The organism is Micromonospora sp. NPDC049374, from assembly GCF_040677165.1.
In the GTDB taxonomy this organism is placed as follows: Bacteria; Actinomycetota; Actinomycetes; order Mycobacteriales; family Micromonosporaceae; genus Micromonospora.
The window spans coordinates 312,369-330,808 of sequence record NZ_JBFAQH010000006.1 but is presented as its reverse complement, the minus strand read 5'-3'; the positions used below and the strand labels follow the sequence as shown (position 1 = coordinate 330,808).

Here is an 18,440-nt window from a genome sequence, read left to right as displayed (position 1 = left end):
CGCAGCAGCAGGTCAGGTCCTGGTCTGCGGTCGACGCGTCGGTGACGGGTGCGGAGGTCTGCCAGACTCGCTCGGCGTGAGGCATCAGCAGATCCTGGACAAGCTCGCCGCACCGGTCCTCGTCCGCGCGCTGAACGAGGATCTGGCCCGGTGGGTGGGCTGGCAGCTGGTGGCCGTACCGGAGGATCACCGCGAGCTGGCGCGACGGGTCGTTCCACCGATGCTCACCCGCTGGGGGTGCCTGCTCGACGCCGACGACACCGCTGCGGCGACCCGGCACCGTGGCTGGGTGGCGATGGCGGTTCTGCTGCACCGGTACGGCCTCGTCGACGAGGCTGTCACGGCCCACGCGTCGGCCGCCATCGACTCACTCAACCGCGACGTCGTGCTCTCCGACGCCTTCGCCCGGCAGTCTCCGGCCATCAAGGACTTCCTGGCCGCGCCGCCGCCACCGCTGACGCGCCGGCCACGCCGGCCCGGGACGCCGACGCTGCTGCGCCCCGGAGACGTGGTGTCCATCCAGGTGGAGGCGAGCTTCCACGCAGCGTTCGTACGCGAGGTCGCGGGCGGCAACGAGTACCCGATCATCGAGTTCTACGCCGGCCGTTTCGACCGGCCGCCGACGTTTGGCGAGTTGTCCGGCCGGGCCGCCGCCCGCGACCGTGGCCAGGCCCGGTTCGGGGTGGTCGGGCTCACCTACCTGCCCGACCCCGCCAACCAGGTCCGGGCCCTGGCCTCCGGGCATCAGCAGCCACCGCTGGGCACCGACCCCGGGCCGGGCGAGGGCCGGTACACGATCACCGACATCATCCGGCTGCAAGATGCCATCACCGGGCTGTTCCAATGAGCACGGGCTGTCGGTCGTACCGCAGGACGAGCCGGCCGCAGACCGCGCCGAGGATCAACTCGACCACCATGGCGGCAACGAGGCCGGTGGCCGGTGGCCCGTCGAGCGCCATGCTGAGCAGCCGGGACAGGCCGTAGGCCAGGTAGACCACGGCACCGACCAGGGCGGCGGTGAAGGTCAGCCGTCGGACGTACCCGCCGAGCGTGACGAGCACGCCGGTGGCCAGCAGCGACCCTCCGGCGGCGCGGGCTTCGCTGAGCAGGCTGCTGTTGCCCGCGTACTCGATGCCGTTTCCGGCGTGGAACGTCGCCGGCACGGTCAACAACGCCCCACCGATGACGATCGCGACCAGCCCGGCGACGGTCAGACCGACCCTTCCGGGTCGAGGGACGGGCGGTGCTCCGGCAGGTGTGTTCCGGCCGCTCACCGCTGCCACGTCCGGGCAGCGGCGGCCTGGCGGCAGACATCGGTGAAATCAGCCGGTTGCCGGTCGAGTGCCTGTTGGACGCCGTCGCCGAGGCTGGCGTTGCGCCCGTCGAAGACCTCCACACAGAGGTCGGTGAGCAGCCGGGCGTGATCCGGCCCGACCTGTCCGACCAGGCCGTCGTGGAACTGCTCGGCGGTGACCGGCAGGTAGCGCACCTCCCTACCGGTGGCCTCGGCGATCTCCGCTGCCGCCTGGTCGAAGGTCAGCAGGCGGGGGCCGGTGACCTCGTACGCCCGCCCGTCGTGCCGGTCGTCGGTGAGCGCGGCGACGGCGACGTCGGCGACGTCGTCCACGTCGACGAACGGCTCGGCGACCTGGCCCGCCGGCAGCGCGAGCAGGCCGTCGTGGACCGCCTGCGCGAGCTGCCCCTCGGTGAAGTTCTGCGCGAACCAACTGGCCCGCACGATGGTGTACCCGAGCCCGGAGCCGGCGACGATCGCCTCACAGCGCCGTGCACCCGCCTCCCCACGACCCGACAGCAGCACCAGCCGGTACACGCCCGCCTTTCGCGCGGCGGCGGTGAACGCCTCGACGACGTCGGGCGCCTGCGGCGCGGCGAGGTCCGGGAAGTAGCACAGGTACGCGACGTCGGTGCCGCGCAGCGCAGCCGACCACGTCTCCGGCCTCGCCCAGTCGAAGGGCTGCTCGCCGCGGCGGGAAGCCTGCCGCACCGGATGTCCGAGGCGGGTGAGGCGGTCGGCGACACGTCGGCCGGTCTTGCCGGTCGCGCCCGTGACGAGTACTGACGGTCGGGACATGGGTGGCTCCGTTCCGGAGAAGTTTGCTTCCGTTGCCAACCCAGCCTGATCGGGAACTGATGGGCGAACAATGATCGTTCTGCCGCGTTTCTTTGCCCAGCGTCCAGCCTCTTGGACGATCAGCACATCTGCGCGAGCCTTGAGCGATGTGGACGACACCGGCCTGCGAGGTCGCGGCACCCAGTGATCCGCTCGGCGAGACACTGCATCTCCTCCGGCTCACCGGCACGCTGTACTGTCGCGCCGAGCTGACCGCACCGTGGGGGGTGGCGGTGCCGGCCCTGCCCGGTTGCATGACGTTGCAGGTGGTCACGGCTGGGCGGTGCTGGCTCGAGGCGGACGGCGTCGAACCGCGCCTGGTCGGGCCGGGCAGTCTGACGTTGATCCCGCACGGCATTCCGCACCGCTTCCGCAGTGATCCGCAGGCGTCGACCGAGCCACTCTTCTCGATTCCGGTGCAGCGGCTCAGCGAGCGTTACGAGATCATGCGGTACGGCGGTGGCGGCGAGCTGACCCAGGTCACGTACGCGGTGCTGCGGCTGGACCACGTCGCGGCGCAACGGATGGTCGCCCAACTGCCGACCGTGCTGCACCTGGACCGGTTCGACGACGAGACGGGGTGGCTGCACAGCACGCTCCGGTTCGTGGCCAGGGAGGCGCAGGCGTTGCGTCCGGGCGGCGAGACGATGCTCACCCGGCTGGCGGACGTCCTGGTCATCCAGACGATCCGAGCCTGGTTGGACGCCGCACCCGAGGCGCGCCAGGGCTGGCTGGCGGCGCTGCGCGACCCGCAGATCGGGCAGGCGCTCACCGCGCTGCACCGCACGCCCGAGCGGGACTGGAGCGTGATCGACCTGGCCCGGGAGGCGGGCCTGTCCCGGTCGGCGTTCGCCGCACGCTTCACGGCACTGGTCGGCGAACCTGTCATGCGGTATGTGGCCGCGTGGCGACTGCAACTCGCCCACGATCATCTCGGCCGCACCGACGAACCGCTGCCGGTGGTGGCGCGGCGGTTCGGCTACCAGTCGGAGGCGGCGTTCTGTCGTGCCTTCAAGCGGGCGTACGGGGTGCCGCCGGGCCGGCTGCGCCGCGAGCCTGTTCCAGACCGTCGAAGAGCAGATCGAGGGTGAACTCGAACTCGGTCTGACTGTCACACCAGCCCAGGGTGGGGTCGGTGGCGTCGTGCAGCTCGGCGGCCACCATCGCCGCCAGGTGGGGCAGCTGTGCGGACAGCTCGGCCAGCTCCGCCTCCGCCGCTTCGGCGTCGACCTCCTCACCCGCACTGGGCTGGAAGACCTCCTGGGCGAAGCCGAGGGCCAGGCTGCCGAACGCGTGCAGCGCCCGGTGGGCGATCCGGTACGAGAAGCCGCCGTCGATCAGGATGGCGAGGATGCCTTCGTAATAGCCGTACACGCCGCCGGGAATGGTCGGGCGGGAGCTGAGCAGGGCGGGCGCCCACGGGTGCCGCAGCATGACCGTACGCGCGGCGAGGAAACGTAGCCGTAGCCGGGTACGCCAGTTTCCGCCGGCCGCCTCCGTCTCGGCCCGGTCGGCGGCCGTGACGATCTCGGCGACCACGGCATCGACGAGGCCGTCGAGCAGCCCTTCCTTGCCGGGCAGGTGGTGGTAGAGCGACATCGCCTCGACGCCGAGGTCGGCGGCGAGCCGGCGCATCGTCAGCGCCGCCATCCCCTCCGCGTCCACAAGCGCGATAGCGGCGACCAGCGCCCGGTCACGGCTCAGCGGCTCCCGGCGTTTTCTCGCTCCCATGCGGCTCCCATCTTCCCTTGACCTTACAACGTATGGTTGCCTTACGACGTAAGGCTGATCTCGTCGTCACAGCTGCCGCAACCGAAGGAGCCACCATGCATCCACTGATCCGCACCGCCCGGACGACCGGGCTTTTCTACCTTGGGCTCGGCATCGCGGGCGCACTGGGCTTCCTCACCATCCGACCCATGATCTTCGAGGCCGGCGACGCCGACGCGACCCTCGCCAACCTGGTCGCCAACGAGTCGTTGGCGCGTATCGGGGTGACATTCGAACTGCTCGTCGTGCTCACCCAGACGCTTGCCGCCGTCTGGTTCTACCGGCTGTTCCGCGCCATCGACAGCACCGCCGCCGGCAGCATCGCCGCCTTCGGCATCGTCAACGCCGTCGCCATCCTCGGCAGCGCCGCCATGCTCGGGACCGCGCTCGGGGTGGCCACCGACGGAGCCGGCGGAGCCGCCGACACGGTCCAGTTGCTGTACCTCGTCAGCGAGAACCTGTGGGCGGTGGGCGGGCTCTTCTTCGGCCTCTGGCTGATGCCGATGGGCTGGTGCGTGCTGCGTTCGGGTTGGCTGCCCCGGGTCCTCGGCTGGATCCTCGTCACCGGTGGTGTCGGCTACGTGCTGATGACCTTCGTCAGGTACCTCGCCCCCGGCGCCGGGATCGCCGCCGATCTGCTGGTGGTCCCCGCCACCGTGGGCGAACTCTGGATTCTCGGCTACCTGGTCATCTTCGGCGTCCGGAAGCGGGCACTCACCGAGACGCCGCGAACGACGCCGACCACGCCGCTCGCCGCGTCACCAGCCTGACCGCCCCGGCCGGCCCGGTTCGGGTCGTTCCCACCCGGGTACGCCCTGACCGGGGCCGGCCGTCCCGCCGTGTCGTTGATCCGGTTGTGCCCGCCACCCGCCGGTGACCACGGTGGGGGCGCCGAGAAGTCCGGAGGACGCCGATGACAAGCGAACGCGAAACCGTCGAGGTCGACCCCGCCCTGTTCCAAGCCGTCTACGACTCGCCCGCCGCACTGCCCGGCCGGCACCGCTGGACCACGCCGGAGTCCGACGTACGGCGGATCGAGAAGCTGCTCAACATGCCGTCCCGGACCATCGGCGCGCCGCTGTGGGTAAGCGGCGACCAGCCGGACTGCCCGAAGTGCGGTCGCCGGATCACCTGGTACGACATCGTCGCCTCGGCTCTGAAGGGCGTGCACGACCCGATGATGATCGCGACGGTGATCCTCGGTGACCGCCGCTACGTCAACACCGGCCTGCCCGCCGCCATCCCCGGCGTACGCTGCGCCGACTGCCGGTCACCGATCGAGGGGCTGCGCAGCTTCAAGTGCCACAACTGGGCGTACGCCTTCGAGGACCTGGCGGCCGTCCGGCAGCGGATGTCCGGCGGCCCGGTCCACGGTGACCAGGGTGAGCCGGTCCACTGACACCCATGCGGTCAGCGGCGGGCCGGGCGACGGCCGGGTGGGGATGGTGGTTCGGGGCCGAGGTCGGGTAGTGGGGGCATGGGTCGGGTGGCCGGGCGGTCGGCGGTCACCCGCAGCCGCTCGCCGTGGTGCCACAGCTCGATCGCCACGTCGGCGTCGGCGTCCGGCAGCGCGTAGCGGGCCTCGTCAGCGGTAAGCGTGACGTGCAGCCGGTGGCCGTGCCAGAGCAGGCTGAACGCGAGCCGGTCGATCCGGTCGGGCAGCCTCGGGTCGAACGACAACAGTTCCCGGTCGTCGCGCAGGCCGCCGAAGCCCTGCACCAACGTTAGCCAGGCCCCGCCCAGCGAGGCCAGGTGCAGCCCGTCGCCCGTCTTGTCGCCGAGATCCTCCAGGTCCTGGAGCACCGACTCGGCGAACAGGTCGTACGCCAGGTCGAGGTGGCCCAGCTCGGCGGCGAGCACCCCCTGTGGGGCGGCGGACAGCGACGAGTCCCGGACCGTCCGGGCCTCGTAGTAGGCGAAGTTGGCGGCCTTCTCCTCGGCGGTGAACTCGCCCGGGCAGCGCAGCATCGCCAGCACCAGGTCGGCCTGCTTGACCACCTGATGCCGGTACAGCTCCAGGTAGGGATAGTGCAGCAGCAGCGGATAGTCGCCGGTGTCGGCGAAGTTCCACTCCGGCCGGTCGGTGAACCCGGCGGCCTGCTGGTGCACCCCGCGCTTGGGGTCGTACGGCATGGTCATCGCCTCGGCGGCGGCCCGCCAACCGGCCACCTCGGACGGGTCCACGCCCAACCGCGCGGCCGCCTCCGGATGCCGCTCGACGGCGTCGGCCGCGCCGCGCAGGTTCCGCCGCGCCATCAGGTTGGTGAACAGGTTGTCGTCGACAAGCGCGGCGTACTCGTCCGGACCGGTGACACCGACGATATGGAAGCTGCCGTCGTCGGTGAAGTGCCCGAAGCCGTGCCACAACCGGGCGGTGGCCACCAGCAGGTCCAGCCCGGGGCCGGTCAGGAAGTCCTCGTCGCCGGTGGCCGCGACGTAGCGCAGGACCGCGTCGGCGATGTCGGCGTTGACGTGCAGCCCGGCGGTGCCGGCCGGCCAGTAGCCGGAGCACTCCCGGCCGCTGATGGTCCGCCAGGGGAAGGTGGCACCGGTGAGCCGCAGTTCCGCCGCGCGGTCGAACGCCTGCGGCAGGTGCGCGTGCCGCCAGCGCAGCGCCGACCGGGCCACGGCCGGCGCGATGTAGGTCAGCACCGGCAGCACGTATCCCTCGGTGTCCCAGAGCACGTGCCCGTCGTAGCCGTTGCCGGTCAGCCCCTTGGCGGGGATGGTCCGGTCGCCGTCGGCGCGGCCCGCCTGGATCAGGTGAAACATGGCGAACCGGATCGCCAGCTGCAACTCGTCGTCGCCGTCGAGCAGCACGTCGGCGGTACGCCAGGCGTCGTCCAGGGCGGTCCGCTGTTCGGTGCGCAGGTCGTCGAAGCCGACCGTACGCGCCGCGTCCGCCTCGGCCGTCACCTGTGCCGCCAGTTCCTCGGCGGACGAATCGGCGACGGGTGCCCACTCGTACGCCGCGTACTTGGTCAGCCGCACCCGCTCGCCGGGTCGCAGTGACCCGGTGAGGGTCAACCGGATCCGATCCGGCGTGGCGTCGGCGTCGGTGGTGACGTGTGCCGGTGCCACCGTTCGATGGGCGACCGCGACGGCGACCCGCTGCTCGCTGCGCTCGGTACGGTGCACCAACAGCGCGTCGGTGCCGTCGACGCGGTGCAACTCGGCGGTCAACGGGTCCGAAATCAGCGAGGCGGCCCGGGGGTCGTCGGCCCGCTCGGGGACATGCTCGTTGGCCAGCAGGTCCGCGCAGATCCGCAGGTCGACCGGCCCGTCCAGGGGTTCCACCGCCCAGTCGACGGCGGCGACCCGGCGGCGGGACAGCGACACCAGTCGGGTGCTGCGTACCCGCACCCCGTCGCCGGTCGGCGAGATCCATTCGGTGAGCCGTTCGATCACCCCGGCGCGCAGGTCGAGCACCTGCTCGTGGGCGAGCACGGTGCCGGTGCGCAGGTCGAGCGGCTCGTCACCGACCCAGAGCCGCACCAGCGTGGCGTTCGGCGGGCTGATCACGGTGTCGCTGAGCTGCGGAAAGGCGTACCCGTCCTCGGGGTAGGTCAGCTCACGGCGTTCGTGCAACCCGTTGAGGTAGCTGCCCGGCATGTCGACCGGCTCGCCCTCGTCGAGGGTGCCGCGCCAGCCCAGCCATCCGTTGCTCAACGCGAAGACCGACTCGGTCTCGCCGAGCCGGTCCAGGTCGTCCCGGATCCGCCGGATCCGCCACCGCTCGTCGGGCTGCGGCTCGTCCGTCTGCTGCTCAGGGGTGGGGTGCACAGTGCCTCCAGGACTCTCCGACGGTCCCTGCGGGCTGACAATTCCCCACCGGCCGGTTCACCACACCAGCAGCAACGCGCCGAGCGTGCCGAGCACCAGGTACGGCCCGAACGGCAGGTGACTCGACCAGCGGGCCCGGCGGCTTACCAGCAGGCCCAGAGCGACCAGCCCGGACAGGGTCAGCGCGAGCAGCAGACCGAGCACCGGCACACTCCAGCCGTACCAGCCCAGGAGGGCACCCGCGCTCAGCGCGAGCTTGGCGTCGCCGATGCCGAAGCCCCGCGCACCGAGCAGCAGGGTGGTGGTGGCGAAGAAGAGTGCCAACCCGAGCCCGGCGGCGACGGCGCGCAGCCATGGTGTCGGGCCGGCACCGGTCAGCGCGGCCAGCCCGAGCAACAGCCAGGTGCCGGCGGTGGCCGGCCAGGTCAGCCGGTCCGGCAGTCGGTGCACCGCGACGTCGATGAAGAGCAACGGCAGCGCGAAGGCCAACCACCACCCGGCGGTGGCCAACTCGACGGCGGGTGGGTGGCTCAGCAGCAGCGCGGCCACGGCTGCCAGGGCGGCCAGTTCGACGGTGGCCGGCGGAGCACCGACCCGGGAACCGCAGCCGCCGCAGCGGGCGGTCGGGCCGAGCGCCGGCCAGGGACGGTGCGGGCCGATCGGCGCGCCGCAGGCGTCGCAGCCGGTCCGGCGGACGGTTCCCGACGGTACGGCGTGCCGAGCGACGGCGTACCGGAGCAGTGGGGTGATCGACAGTACCGCCGAGGCGTGCGGCCACGACCGAGTGGTGTGCCCGGACGGTGGATCACTCCGCTCGGCCGCTCGGTCCGACGGTGCCGGCGGAGCAGGTTGCCGGGTCACGCGGACCACCCCATCACGGAGGGTAGTGTGTCCGGTCGGTTCGGGTGGCGGTCCGAATACCCGACGCCGCCTGTCGCCCCGCCGTCCGAGCGTCGGTTCGAATGCCCGTAACGGGCAGATGGAATTCCCATCGGCGGCAATCGGCGGCCTATTGGCACCATTTTCACCGGGGACGGATCGGACCGATTGCCATTTCCCGCCTCATTGCGACCGGCCTGTCGGGCGCCCGCCCAACGGTGGGATCGCCCGCCTCGCCGCCCACACCTGCCCGGGCCACACACCGGGTCGATCAACGCCGGCAACCTTCCGGTAACCATGCGGCGCCACCACCATTCATAACTCAGAGTGTTCGAGTGAATTGCCTCTGTTGCATCGGCCGGCGTCAGCCTATGCTCGCCCCTTGGATGTGACGCAACCCACGTCCACCACCGACGAGCAGCCAGGCGAGTGCATTTCGTAGGAGATCCATAACAGTAAATGCGGCTGCGTACGGAACAGGGCCGGAGCGATTCGTCCGGTCGCGCCGCCGCACGCCCGGAGACGCTGGGGACGGCGTCCGCCGGTCGGCACCGAGGAGGGCACGAGGTGCGAGCACGGCAGCTGAGCCGCTGGACGGCCGGCCTGGTCGCGGTGGCCACGGTCGGCACGAGCACCGCCTGCGGCAGCACCCAGGAGGCGTCCACCACCGCGACACCCGAACGGAACAGACCAGCCGGCGCCGAGCAGGCCGCCGAGGAGGCTACTGCGGAGAAGGCGGCGCTGGCGGCCTACTCCGGCTACCTCGCGGCGTCCCGCACGGCGAGCCGGCGCAGCGACCCACAGGAGCCGGCGCTGACCCGGTTCCTCGCTGACCCGCTGCTGACCAGGGTCCGGTTCAGCCTGCGGCAGGCCCGCCAGAACGGCGCGGTAAGCGCCGGCACCCTGCGCTCCGAAGGACCCACCGTCATCTCGATGGACCTGGCCGCCACACCCCCCACAGTGGAGATCCAGGACTGCGTCGACGCCAGCAACTACCGGCTGATCTACATCGTCGACGACAAGGTCGTACCGGGCACCCGCGGCTCCCGCCACCTGGCCACCGCCACGGCGACCCGTTATCCCGACGGTCGCTGGCGGATCAGCACCGGCGCGGCGCACCAGGACCAACCGTGCTGACCGGGCGCAGCGCCAGTCGCGGCCACGAGCGGCAGGCCGGCCACCGACGCCGACCGGCCGCACGTACCGCCGCCTTCCGGCGGGCGCTGCTCGGCGGGGCGCTGGCCATGCTGCTGGCGAGCACCGGCGCGGTTCCGGCGAACGCCGCCGACCCCGGTGCCGAATGCCCGCCGGCCCAACCGAACTGCAACGTCTGGGACGACGACCCGGGCACCCCCGGTGGCGGCGGCAACGGTGGGGACAACGGCAGCGGCGGCGACAACGGCGGCGGGGGCGGCGGAGGCGTCTGCCAGTGGGAGGGCCGCACCATCCCCTGCTACGACGACGTGCTCGGCTGGTTCAACAGCGGCGACGGCTGCTACTACAAGCTGGCCGAGCCGCAGCCGGAGGCGCCCGAGGGTCAGCAGTGGTACGTGCGCACCTGCTACGGCGGGGCGGTCGGTGACCAGCGGACAGTGCTGCTGGACGCGCCACCGCAGGGCTTCGGCGCGCCGCCGGACCCGGAGGAACTGGCCCGGCGGGCGTTCGCCTCGATCACCCTGCTCGCGCCCCGGGCAGCGGTCGCGCCCCGCAAGTCCGTCGGCCCCGGGCTGGTGGGTCTGCCGGTCTGGATGTGGGCCGAACGGGGCGCCAACCAGTTCGGCCCGTTGAGCGCCGACGCCACGGACCGCGGCCTGACCGTGACCATCCTGGCCGAGGTCGACCGGGTGGTCTGGGACATGGGCAACGGCGACGAGGTCACCTGCACCGGCCCCGGCACCCCGTACGACCCCCGAGGTGCGTACGCCGGTCAGCCCTCCCCCGACTGCGGCTACCACAGCGGCTACCCGGAGGCCGGGACGTACACGGTCCGGGCGACCACGCACTGGTCGGTGACGTGGACCAGCAGCGGGGGCGACAGCGGGAGCATCGGCGGTGTCACCCGCACCACCGGCCCGGTCGGCATCCAGATCAACGAGCTACAGGTGGTGACCCGGTGAGCGCGAGGAGTGAGCCGATCCTGCGAGCCCCGCAGTCGCGAACGAAAGGTGTGACTGGTGAGCGCGAGGAGTGAGCCGATCCTGCGAGCCCCGCAGTCGCGAACGAAAGGTGTGACCCGATGAGCGTGGCGACCCGCGACGGAAGCACTCCGGTGGACGCGCCGGTCGCCCCTCCCCGGGTGGTCCGCCAACGCCGGGTCCGGCCCGGGCTGCTCGGTCTCGCCGTCCTGCTGATCGCCCTCGGCGGCCTGGGTTCGGCGTTCGCGGTGACCTCGGTCCGGGCGACCGGCAGCTACCTGGCGGTGGCCCGGGCGGTCGAGGTGGGCAGCGTGGTACGCGCCGACGACCTGGTGTCGGTGCAGGTGGCCGGCGGTCAGGGACTCGAACCGGTGCCCGCCTCCCGGCTCGCCGACGTGATCGGGATGCGCGCCGCCGTCTCGCTGGCCCCGGGTTCCCTGCTGACGATGGCCCAGCTCACCGACGATCCACTGCTCGGCCCCGGTCAGCAGCAGCTCGCTCTCGGGCTGCGCGCGGCCCAGGTGCCGGCGCCGAAGCTCCGCCCCGGGGACCAGATTCTGCTGGTCAGCACGCCGAGCAACGACAGCGGCGGAGGTTCGTCGTCCGGTGCCACCCGGTTCACCGCGACCGTCACCGACGCCGTCTCCACCGACGGGCGGGACGAGGTGGTCGTCTACCTGGCGCTCGCTGTCCGGGACGTGCCGGCCGTGGTGGCACTGGCCGCCCAGGATCGGATCGCGGTCGTACTGACCAAGGCGGCCTGAGCATGGCGATCATCGCGCTGGTCTCGGCCAAGGGTTCGCCGGGGGTCACCACCACCGCGCTGGCCTGTGCGTTGAGCTGGCACCGGCGGCTGATCCTCGCCGAGTGCGACCCGGCCGGCGGCTCCGTCCTCGCCGGCTATCTCGGTGGCGCGCTCGACGGGCCGCGCGGCATCGGCGAGCTGGCCGTCGGCGAGCTGCGGGACGGCAGCCTGGAGAGCGCCTTCTGGTCGCAGTTGGTCGACCTGGACGCGCCGCGCCGGGAACGGCTGCTGCTGCCGGGAGTGGTCGACCCGGCCCAGGCCGGCAGCGTCACCCCGCTCTGGCAGCGGTTCGCGGACTTCTTCACCGGGCTGGAACGCGGCGACCCACCGTACGACGTGCTTGTCGACTGTGGCCGGTTGCACGTCCTCGGTCCGCCCTGGCCGCTGCTGCGCGCCGCCTCGGTGGTGCTGGTGGTAAGTCGGGCGCAGCTGCCCGACCTGTCCGGTACCCGGGCCATGCTCCAGGCCATCGAGCGGGACTTCGCCGAGCATCGGGTGCCGTCGGGCACCCTGCGCCTGCTGCTGGTCGGCGGCGGCCACGGCAGGAGCGAGGTCAGCAAGGCCCTTCAGCTGCCGGTGATCGCCCGGCTGCCGCACGACCCGCGTACCGCCGAGGTGTTGAGCCTGGGCGGGACCGTGCGGGCCAGCCGACCGCTGTTGCGGGCGGCCCGCGAGTTGGAGGTGCCGATCGGCGCGCTGCTGGAACGGCGGCGGGCCCGGCTGGCGTGGCCCGTCTCCCAGGGAGTGCCGGATGCGATTTGAACCGGTCTCGTCCGACCCGCGCCGGCAACCACCGGGCGCCACTTCCACCGCCCCGCCCCTGCCCCCGGTCAACGGTTGGCACCAACCACCAAATGTTTCGGCACCCGTCACGGCACCGCCGGCGGCGCCACCGCCCCGGCCACGGGTGGATTTTCAGGTGGTGCGCGAGCTGCGCCGGCAGCTCAGCGAACGGCTCACCCGGTGGCAGCGTGGCCGCGAGTTCAGCGTCGCCGAGGAGGACACCGAACGTGCCCGGCTCGCCGTCGAGCTGGTCGCCGAGTACGCCGACGCGGTGCGCCGGGCCGGCACGCCGATGGCCGCCGGCGAGGAACGGCTGCTGCTCGACCAGGTGACCGCCGAGCTGGCCGGCCTCGGTCGACTCCAGACCCTGCTTGTCGACGACACCATCGAGGAGGTGCACATCCTCGGCTGCGACCAGGTGCGCATCACCCGACACGGCGGCGGGGTCGACTGGTCCGACCCGATCGCCGACAGCGACGACGAGCTGGTGGAGATCCTTCAGGCCGCGGCCCGCCGGGCCGGCGCGACGGAACGCTCCCTGTCCACCTCGAAACCCACCCTGGACCTGCAACTGCCCGACGGCAGCCGACTGGCCGCGGTGTTCCTGGTCAGCCACCGCCCGTACGCGGTGATCCGCAAGCACAACACCCTCGACGTGACCTTGGACGACCTGGCCGGTGGCCGAGGCGATCTGGACGAGATGATCGACCCGCTGCTGCGCGACTTCCTCCGGGCGTCGATGCGGGCCGGGTTGAACATCATGGTCGCCGGGCTGGCCGGTGCCGGTAAGACCACGGTGATCCGGGCGATGATGAGCGAGATCCCGCCGGACGAGCCGTACGTGCTGCTGGAGGAGAGTCGGGAGCTGCTCCCCGCCCGCCGGAACGATCGGCACCGGGCGGTGATGAGCTTCGAGGCCCGGGAGGGGCACGGCGAACGCGGGCCCGACGGTCGACCGGCCGGCGAGGTGAGCATCGCCGACCTCATCCCGGTCTCGCTGCGGATGGGCGTGCTGCGGATCATCGTCGGCGAGGTGCGGTCCCGGGAGATCGTGCCGATGCTCCAGGCGATGACCACCAGCCGGGGGTCGATGTGCACGATCCACGCGCGTACGCCGGCCGGGGTGAGCGAGCGGATCATCGAGTTGGCGCTCGCCCACGGCCGCGAGATGACCGTCGACCAGGCCCGCCGGATGGCAGGCAACGCGCTCGACCTGATCGTCTACGTCACCGTCGACGACGAGACCGGCATCGGCGGGCGCAAGCACCGCTTCGTCTCGCACGTCGAGGAGGTTCTGGGCGTCGGTGAGAGCAGCCGGATCACCACCACGCAGATCTTCGGCCCCGGCCCCGACGGCCGGGCGGTCCCCCGGCACCTGCCGGAACGGATCCGGGATCAGCTGCTGCGGGTGGGCTACGACGCCCGGTTGCTGAGCCGCTGGATCGAGGCCGGCCAGGGTGCCTGGCGTCGGCCCCGGCAGACCCGACTCGGTCGGCGGTGAGACCGTGCGTACGAACATCGAGCTGATCGCACTGGTCTCGGGTGCGGCCTGCGTGGCCGGCCTGGTGCTGGCGGTCGTCGCGCTCGTCGGCACCCGCCGGCCGCCCGGCCGGGCACCCGGGGCGGGCCCGGGGCTCGGGCGACTCTGGCGCGGCTCCGGCACCACGGCCCGGGAGCAGCGGGCGTACCAGGCGCTGCTGGTCGGCGCGGTGGTCGCCGGTGCGCTGGCCTTCCTGCTGACCGGCCTGCCCGTGGTGGGTCTGCTGGTCGCGGTGGCGGTGCCGGGCGCCCCGTGGCTGTTCTCGGTCGGTCGGGCCGAGCAGCGGGCCATCGCCCGAATCGAAGCGGTCGGCGAGTGGACCCGCCGGCTCAAGGACGTCTCCGCCACCGGCCAGGGGCTCCAGCAGGCGATCATCGGTACGGTCACCACCGCACCGGAGGAGATCCAGGAGGAGGTACGCCTGCTCGCCGCGCGGCTCCAGGCCGGTTGGCTGGCCCGCGCCGCCCTGCTGGCCTTCGCCGACGAGATCGGCGACCCGGTCTGCGACCAGGTGGTCGCGGCGCTGATCCTGCACCTCACCGACCGGGGTGAGCGGCTCGGCGACGTGCTCGGTTCGATCGCCTCGGCCGCCGCCGCGGAGGTGGCGACCCGCCGGGAGATCGAGGCCAAACGCACCCAGCCCCGGTTCGCGGTCCGCTTCCTCACCGGGATGACGCTGGCCACCATCGCGTACGGGCTGCTCAACCGTGAGTACGTGCAGCCGTACGACACTCCGTTCGGGCAGGTGGTGATGGCGGTGCTCGGTGCGGCCTTCGTGGCGCTGCTGGCCTGGGTGCGCTCGATGAGCCAGCCACCCCGACCGGCCCGTTTCCTGCCCGCCCCCGACCCCGGCGAGGTGGTGGCGTGAACCTGCATCTCACTCTCGCGGTGGTGGCCGGTGCCACCCTCGGGCTTGGCGTGTTCCTGGTGGTCCGCGAGCTGGTGCCGGCGACTCCCGCGCTCGGCCCGGCGCTGCGCCGGCTGCACCAGCCGCCGGGAGCCACCCGCACCGGCCCCGCCGACCGGCGGCTGGACTGGCTCACCGGGATGGCCCGCTGGCTGCGACCCCCACACCGGCAACTGGCCCTGCTCGACCGCACTCCCGAGCAGTACGCCCTCTCCCTGCTGTTGTCCGCCCTGATCGGACTCTCCGCCCCGGCGCTGCTCAGCGTCACCCTCTTCACCGTCGGCGTCTCGCTGCCGTTGGCCGTACCGGTCCTGGGCAGCCTCGGCCTGGCGCTGCTCTGCGCGCTGGTGGCGCACCGGTCGGTGCTGACCAAGGCCGACGCCGCGCGGGACGAGTTCCGTCAGGCGGTCTGCACCTACCTCGACCTGGTCGCGTTGCAGTTGTCCGCGGCGCACGGGCCGGTGCAGTCGCTGGAGCGGGCCGCCGCGATCTGCGAGGGCTGGGTCTTCGACCGGATCTCCGAGGCGCTGCGGATGGCCCAGATGCAGATGCACTCACCCTGGGACGAGCTACGCGATCTCGCCGACCGGATCGGCATCCCGGAGTTGGGCGACGTCGGCGCCATCATGCGTTCCTCCGGCAGTGAGGGCGCTCAGGTGCACGAGACCCTGCGCAGCCGGGCCGACTCGCTACGCGACCAGATCCGCACCGACAACCTGGCCCGGGCCGAGGGGGTGACCAGCCGGCTCGACATCCCCGGCGCGCTGCTGGTCTTCGTCCTGCTCGGCTTCGCCATCTACCCGTTCCTGGCCCGCCTCTAGGCCGACCCCGAGTGAAGGAGCACCGATGTCCGTAATCACCTACCTGCACGTCGCGCTACGGGCGCGGCTGGCCGAACTGCGCGGCGACCGTGGCGACAGCCCGGTGCCGACCGCAGTGATCATCTTTGGCCTGGTGGCCGTGGCGATGGCGGTGACCGCCGCCGCCCTCGGCGCGGCAAACGACTGGATGGACAACATCCCGACCCACCAGGACCCGTCGGACACCTGATCGATGTTCCGTCGCCTCACCGCCGGCTGGTGCCGGGTGGTCGCCGCCACCCGGCACCGACTGCTGCCCGGGGACGCCGAGCGGGGCGGCAACCCGGTCGAGCTGGCGGTGGCCCTGCCGGCGATCCTGGTGATGCTGTTCGCCTCGATCCAGGTCGCCGTCGTGTTCGTCGCCCGGTCGACCGCGCTCAACGCCGCCCAGAGTGGAGTCAACGCGGCACGGCTCTACGACGCCCCGGCGGGTGCCGGAGAGGACCGTGCGGCCGAGTTCCTCCAGGCCGCCGGGGACTGGCTGGTCGACTGGGACGACCCGGGGCCGAGCTGCGTTGCCACGGACACCGACGTGACCTGCACGGTGAGCGGTAGGGCCCTGTCGGTGGTGCCGGGCGTCAGCTTCGCCGTCCGGCAGACGGCACACGGGACGGTGGAACGATGGACCGAGCCATGAGCCGAGGTTCCGTCTCGATCGAGGTGGCGGTACTGGCGCCGGCCTTCGTGGCGATGATGGTGCTGGGCGGGGTCGCCGGGCGTACCGCGGTGGCCAGCGCGGCGCTGGAAGCCGCCGCGCACGACGCGGCCCGGGCGGCGTCGATCTCCCGGGACGCCGCCACCGCCCGTCGGGAGGCCCGGGAGGCGGCCCGCCGCCAGCTCGACTGGCGGGGGGTGTCGTGCTCAGGGGCCCCGCAGGTGAGCTTCCGCGGCTCGGTCGACGGACGGTCCACCACCTTCAGGCGCGCCTTCACCAGCGACCTCGGGCAGAACGCCACGGTCACCGTCGAGATCGCCTGCACCGTCTCCTACGCCGACATCAAGCTGCCGGCGCTGACGATGCCGGACGGACAACGGATCACCGCCTCGTTCACCTCGCCGCTGGACCGCTACCGGAGCCGGGGATGACGGCCGCGCGTGGCGACACCGGTCGGGTGAGCATCTTCCTTGCCGTGGCCATGATCGGGGTACTGGCCATCATCGGCATGGCGTTCGATGGCGCGGGTCAGCTCCGGACGCTGCAACGCGCCGAGAACCTGGCCGCCGAGGCGGCCCGCGCGGGCGGCCAGGCCATCGACCGGGCGACCGCCATCGAGGGCGGGCCCAAGCGGATCAACCGACGCGAGGCCCGCCGCGCCGTCCGGAACTACCTCACCACCGCCGGGGCCAGCGATTACACCGTGACCTTCCCGTTGGTCGACGGCGAGACCCTGATCCGGGTACGCGTCGAGGTCACCTACGACCGGGCGGCGCTCGGCCTGTTCGGCTTCTCCAACACCGTCACCGTCTCCGGTGAGGCGACCGCGCGGGCGCTTACCGGGGCTCCCTAGGAAGGAAGGTAGCCATGGCCGCATCGGGTGGCACCGCCGTACGGCGGGTCGGTCGGGTGCTTACCGGTTTCGGTGCGCTGGTCGTGCTGATCGGTCTGCTGGTCGGCGGGCCGATCGCGCTGCTGGCCTTCGCCGGCAACCCACTCCCCGACCACGTACCCACGCTCGCGGAGATCGGCACCACGCTGACCAGCCGCGACGACGGGCAACTCTTCCTGCGGGCGCTGGCCATCGCCGGCTGGTTCGGCTGGGCCACCTTCGCCCTGTCGGTGCTCGTGGAGCTGGGCGCGCAGGCGTTCGACCGGCCCGCTCCCCGGCTACCCGGCATGGGCCGGCAGCAGCGGGCCGCCGCCGCGCTGGTCGGGTCGGTCGCGTTGATCCTCGCCGCCAGCCCCGCCGCCACCGCCGCCACCACGGCGTACGGCGCCTCGACGTACGGTGCCTCGGCGTACGGCGAAGGTCCGGCGGCCGCCGTGGCGTTCGCTCCGGCTCACTCGATCGCGGCACCGGCGGCCCTCGGGTTGGCAGCCACGACTTCGGCAACCGAATCGGCGGCCAGCTCAGCGGTAGCCGACTCGAAGGCGGCAGGCGGCTCGGGGGCGGCAGGCGCGTGGGCCGACGGGGCCGGCACCTCGGCGGCAGCGCCCGTCTACCGGGTCGCCAAGGGCGACTACCTGGGCGGGGTCGCCGACCGGTACCTCGACGACTTCGACGACTACCACCGGTTGGCCGCGCTCAACAAGCTGCGTGACCCGGACCGGATCCGCCCCGGCCAGCTCATCAAGCTTCCCGAGGAGGCACACGACCAGGGTTCCCGGCCACATGCCACCGGCCGGCTTGTCGCACCGAATCCCCGCCCCGCTCCTGGGCCGGAGCGCACCGAGCAGACCCGCCCGGCACCGGCCAAGCCGGGCGACTCGGTGGACCGGCCCGGTGAGGCGGTGGACCGGCCCGGTGAGGCGGTGGACCGGCCCGGTGACCCGACCGAGCGCCCGGGGTCGGCCACGACCGCGCCGGCCAGTCCCGACGCACGGCAACCGGAGCCGTCGCAGGGTGAGACGCCGGATGGTCACCCCCCGGTGGTGACGGTGGGTGCGGCCCGGGCCGGCGAACCCGACCGGGTGAACCGTCCACTCGCCGTCTCCGCCGTACTGGCCGTGGCCAGCATCGTCGGCGCGCAGATCGGTGCGGTGCTCGGCCTGCGCCGCCGGCCGGCCATGTCCCGCGCCGGCACCCGCCACCATCCGCCCGCCACTGCTCCTCGCGAACTACCCGCAGGCCGACACCGCAAGGACTGACCCCCAGTTCGGCACCCCACGTTCTTGATGTGTGGCAGTGG

21 protein-coding genes are annotated in these 18,440 nt (G+C 72.5%); 16 read left to right on the top strand and 5 right to left on the bottom strand.

The annotated features are described in order from the left end of the window. The first annotated feature begins 76 nt into the window (after positions 1–76). On the top strand, positions 77–847 hold the full coding sequence (locus AB0J93_RS13535; RefSeq protein WP_363921443.1) for a hypothetical protein: 771 nt from the start codon (positions 77–79) through the stop codon (positions 845–847). On the opposite strand, the gene AB0J93_RS13530 is transcribed toward AB0J93_RS13535, so the two are convergent. Then, positions 828–1,274, bottom strand: coding sequence for a DUF4345 domain-containing protein (locus AB0J93_RS13530; RefSeq protein ID WP_363921441.1), 447 nt, complete (start codon positions 1,272–1,274; stop codon positions 828–830). The two genes, AB0J93_RS13535 and AB0J93_RS13530, sit on opposite strands and share 20 nt — an antisense overlap. Then, positions 1,271–2,092 carry an NAD(P)H-binding protein gene (locus AB0J93_RS13525; RefSeq protein ID WP_363921439.1) on the bottom strand — a complete coding sequence of 274 codons (822 nt, stop codon included), beginning with the start codon at positions 2,090–2,092 and terminating at the stop codon, positions 1,271–1,273. Before AB0J93_RS13525 ends, AB0J93_RS13530 begins: the two co-directional genes overlap by 4 nt. A 146-nt stretch (positions 2,093–2,238) precedes the next feature. Here AB0J93_RS13525 and AB0J93_RS13520 point away from each other — a divergent pair, with 146 nt between their 5' ends. Continuing rightward, on the top strand, positions 2,239–3,222 hold the full coding sequence (locus AB0J93_RS13520; RefSeq protein ID WP_363921437.1) for an AraC family transcriptional regulator: 984 nt from the start codon (positions 2,239–2,241) through the stop codon (positions 3,220–3,222). On the opposite strand, the gene AB0J93_RS13515 is transcribed toward AB0J93_RS13520, so the two are convergent. Further along, entirely contained in the window at positions 3,143–3,862 is a 720-nt protein-coding gene (locus AB0J93_RS13515) for a TetR/AcrR family transcriptional regulator C-terminal domain-containing protein (protein ID WP_363921435.1), read from the bottom strand. The two genes, AB0J93_RS13520 and AB0J93_RS13515, sit on opposite strands and share 80 nt — an antisense overlap. A 95-nt stretch (positions 3,863–3,957) precedes the next feature. Between AB0J93_RS13515 and AB0J93_RS13510 the strand changes: the two genes are divergently transcribed. Together AB0J93_RS13510 and AB0J93_RS13505 are read left to right on the top strand one after the other, a co-directional pair. After that, the gene (locus AB0J93_RS13510; RefSeq protein ID WP_363921433.1) at positions 3,958–4,671 is read left to right on the top strand and encodes a DUF4386 domain-containing protein; all 714 of its coding nucleotides are present in this window, start codon (positions 3,958–3,960) and stop codon (positions 4,669–4,671) included. Between the two features lie 143 nt (positions 4,672–4,814). Next, positions 4,815–5,300 (top strand): hypothetical protein, encoded by a 486-nt coding sequence (locus AB0J93_RS13505; RefSeq protein ID WP_363921431.1) that lies wholly within the window; start codon positions 4,815–4,817, stop codon positions 5,298–5,300. Positions 5,301–5,311: 11 nt separating this feature from the next. Here AB0J93_RS13505 and AB0J93_RS13500 read toward each other — a convergent pair whose 3' ends face one another. Next, positions 5,312–7,684 (bottom strand): glycosyl hydrolase family 65 protein, encoded by a 2,373-nt coding sequence (locus tag AB0J93_RS13500; RefSeq protein WP_363921429.1) that lies wholly within the window; start codon positions 7,682–7,684, stop codon positions 5,312–5,314. Between the two features lie 57 nt (positions 7,685–7,741). After that, a complete protein-coding gene (locus AB0J93_RS13495; RefSeq protein WP_363921560.1) occupies positions 7,742–8,440 on the bottom strand; it encodes an A24 family peptidase in 699 nt (232 codons plus the stop codon). Between the two features lie 690 nt (positions 8,441–9,130). On the opposite strand from AB0J93_RS13495, the gene AB0J93_RS13490 reads away from it, so the two are divergent. From AB0J93_RS13490 to AB0J93_RS13435, 12 genes are all read left to right on the top strand, one after another. Further along, entirely contained in the window at positions 9,131–9,700 is a 570-nt protein-coding gene (locus AB0J93_RS13490) for a hypothetical protein (RefSeq protein WP_363921427.1), read from the top strand. A 107-nt stretch (positions 9,701–9,807) separates the two neighbouring features. Next, positions 9,808–10,680: a hypothetical protein gene (locus AB0J93_RS13485; RefSeq protein ID WP_363921558.1), complete on the top strand. Its 873-nt coding sequence runs from the start codon at positions 9,808–9,810 to the stop codon at positions 10,678–10,680. Positions 10,681–10,799: 119 nt separating this feature from the next. Further along, positions 10,800–11,462, top strand: a complete 663-nt coding sequence (locus tag AB0J93_RS13480; RefSeq protein WP_363921425.1) for an SAF domain-containing protein — start codon at positions 10,800–10,802, stop codon at positions 11,460–11,462. Between the two features lie 2 nt (positions 11,463–11,464). Next, positions 11,465–12,265: a ParA family protein gene (locus AB0J93_RS13475; protein ID WP_363921423.1), complete on the top strand. Its 801-nt coding sequence runs from the start codon at positions 11,465–11,467 to the stop codon at positions 12,263–12,265. Continuing rightward, the gene (locus tag AB0J93_RS13470) at positions 12,255–13,787 is read left to right on the top strand and encodes a CpaF/VirB11 family protein (RefSeq protein ID WP_363921421.1); all 1,533 of its coding nucleotides are present in this window, start codon (positions 12,255–12,257) and stop codon (positions 13,785–13,787) included. Before AB0J93_RS13475 ends, AB0J93_RS13470 begins: the two co-directional genes overlap by 11 nt. A 4-nt stretch (positions 13,788–13,791) precedes the next feature. Beyond that, positions 13,792–14,694: a type II secretion system F family protein gene (locus AB0J93_RS13465; RefSeq protein WP_363921419.1), complete on the top strand. Its 903-nt coding sequence runs from the start codon at positions 13,792–13,794 to the stop codon at positions 14,692–14,694. After that, complete coding sequence (locus AB0J93_RS13460) at positions 14,691–15,554, top strand: type II secretion system F family protein (protein WP_363921417.1); 864 nt, start codon at positions 14,691–14,693, stop codon at positions 15,552–15,554. Before AB0J93_RS13465 ends, AB0J93_RS13460 begins: the two co-directional genes overlap by 4 nt. Before the next feature lie 25 nt (positions 15,555–15,579). Beyond that, positions 15,580–15,783: a hypothetical protein gene (locus AB0J93_RS13455; RefSeq protein WP_363921414.1), complete on the top strand. Its 204-nt coding sequence runs from the start codon at positions 15,580–15,582 to the stop codon at positions 15,781–15,783. 3 nt (positions 15,784–15,786) lie between these two features. Continuing rightward, positions 15,787–16,230, top strand: coding sequence for a TadE family protein (locus tag AB0J93_RS13450; protein ID WP_363921412.1), 444 nt, complete (start codon positions 15,787–15,789; stop codon positions 16,228–16,230). Next, positions 16,215–16,679 (top strand): pilus assembly protein, encoded by a 465-nt coding sequence (locus AB0J93_RS13445; protein WP_363921410.1) that lies wholly within the window; start codon positions 16,215–16,217, stop codon positions 16,677–16,679. The genes AB0J93_RS13450 and AB0J93_RS13445 overlap by 16 nt, the downstream gene beginning before the upstream one ends. Further along, a complete protein-coding gene (locus AB0J93_RS13440) occupies positions 16,676–17,101 on the top strand; it encodes a pilus assembly protein TadG-related protein (protein WP_363921408.1) in 426 nt (141 codons plus the stop codon). Before AB0J93_RS13445 ends, AB0J93_RS13440 begins: the two co-directional genes overlap by 4 nt. A 14-nt stretch (positions 17,102–17,115) precedes the next feature. Beyond that, on the top strand, positions 17,116–18,399 hold the full coding sequence (locus AB0J93_RS13435) for a LysM peptidoglycan-binding domain-containing protein (RefSeq protein ID WP_363921406.1): 1,284 nt from the start codon (positions 17,116–17,118) through the stop codon (positions 18,397–18,399). The last annotated feature ends 41 nt before the right edge of the window (positions 18,400–18,440 follow it).

Excerpts from the sequence above, each read along its gene's own strand:
- AB0J93_RS13525 (WP_363921439.1), bottom strand. The coding sequence starts at position 2,092 with ATGTCCCGACCGTCAGTACTCGTCACGGGCGCGACCGGCAAGACCGGC.
- AB0J93_RS13520 (WP_363921437.1), top strand. The coding sequence starts at position 2,239 with ATGTGGACGACACCGGCCTGCGAGGTCGCGGCACCCAGTGATCCGCTC.
- AB0J93_RS13515 (WP_363921435.1), bottom strand. The coding sequence starts at position 3,862 with ATGGGAGCGAGAAAACGCCGGGAGCCGCTGAGCCGTGACCGGGCGCTG.
- AB0J93_RS13510 (WP_363921433.1), top strand. The coding sequence starts at position 3,958 with ATGCATCCACTGATCCGCACCGCCCGGACGACCGGGCTTTTCTACCTT.
- AB0J93_RS13505 (WP_363921431.1), top strand. The coding sequence starts at position 4,815 with ATGACAAGCGAACGCGAAACCGTCGAGGTCGACCCCGCCCTGTTCCAA.
- AB0J93_RS13485 (WP_363921558.1), top strand. The coding sequence starts at position 9,808 with ATGCTGCTGGCGAGCACCGGCGCGGTTCCGGCGAACGCCGCCGACCCC.
- AB0J93_RS13480 (WP_363921425.1), top strand. The coding sequence starts at position 10,800 with ATGAGCGTGGCGACCCGCGACGGAAGCACTCCGGTGGACGCGCCGGTC.
- AB0J93_RS13475 (WP_363921423.1), top strand. The coding sequence starts at position 11,465 with ATGGCGATCATCGCGCTGGTCTCGGCCAAGGGTTCGCCGGGGGTCACC.
- AB0J93_RS13470 (WP_363921421.1), top strand. The coding sequence starts at position 12,255 with ATGCGATTTGAACCGGTCTCGTCCGACCCGCGCCGGCAACCACCGGGC.
- AB0J93_RS13455 (WP_363921414.1), top strand. The coding sequence starts at position 15,580 with ATGTCCGTAATCACCTACCTGCACGTCGCGCTACGGGCGCGGCTGGCC.
- AB0J93_RS13450 (WP_363921412.1), top strand. The coding sequence starts at position 15,787 with ATGTTCCGTCGCCTCACCGCCGGCTGGTGCCGGGTGGTCGCCGCCACC.
- AB0J93_RS13445 (WP_363921410.1), top strand. The coding sequence starts at position 16,215 with ATGGACCGAGCCATGAGCCGAGGTTCCGTCTCGATCGAGGTGGCGGTA.
- AB0J93_RS13440 (WP_363921408.1), top strand. The coding sequence starts at position 16,676 with ATGACGGCCGCGCGTGGCGACACCGGTCGGGTGAGCATCTTCCTTGCC.
- AB0J93_RS13435 (WP_363921406.1), top strand. The coding sequence starts at position 17,116 with ATGGCCGCATCGGGTGGCACCGCCGTACGGCGGGTCGGTCGGGTGCTT.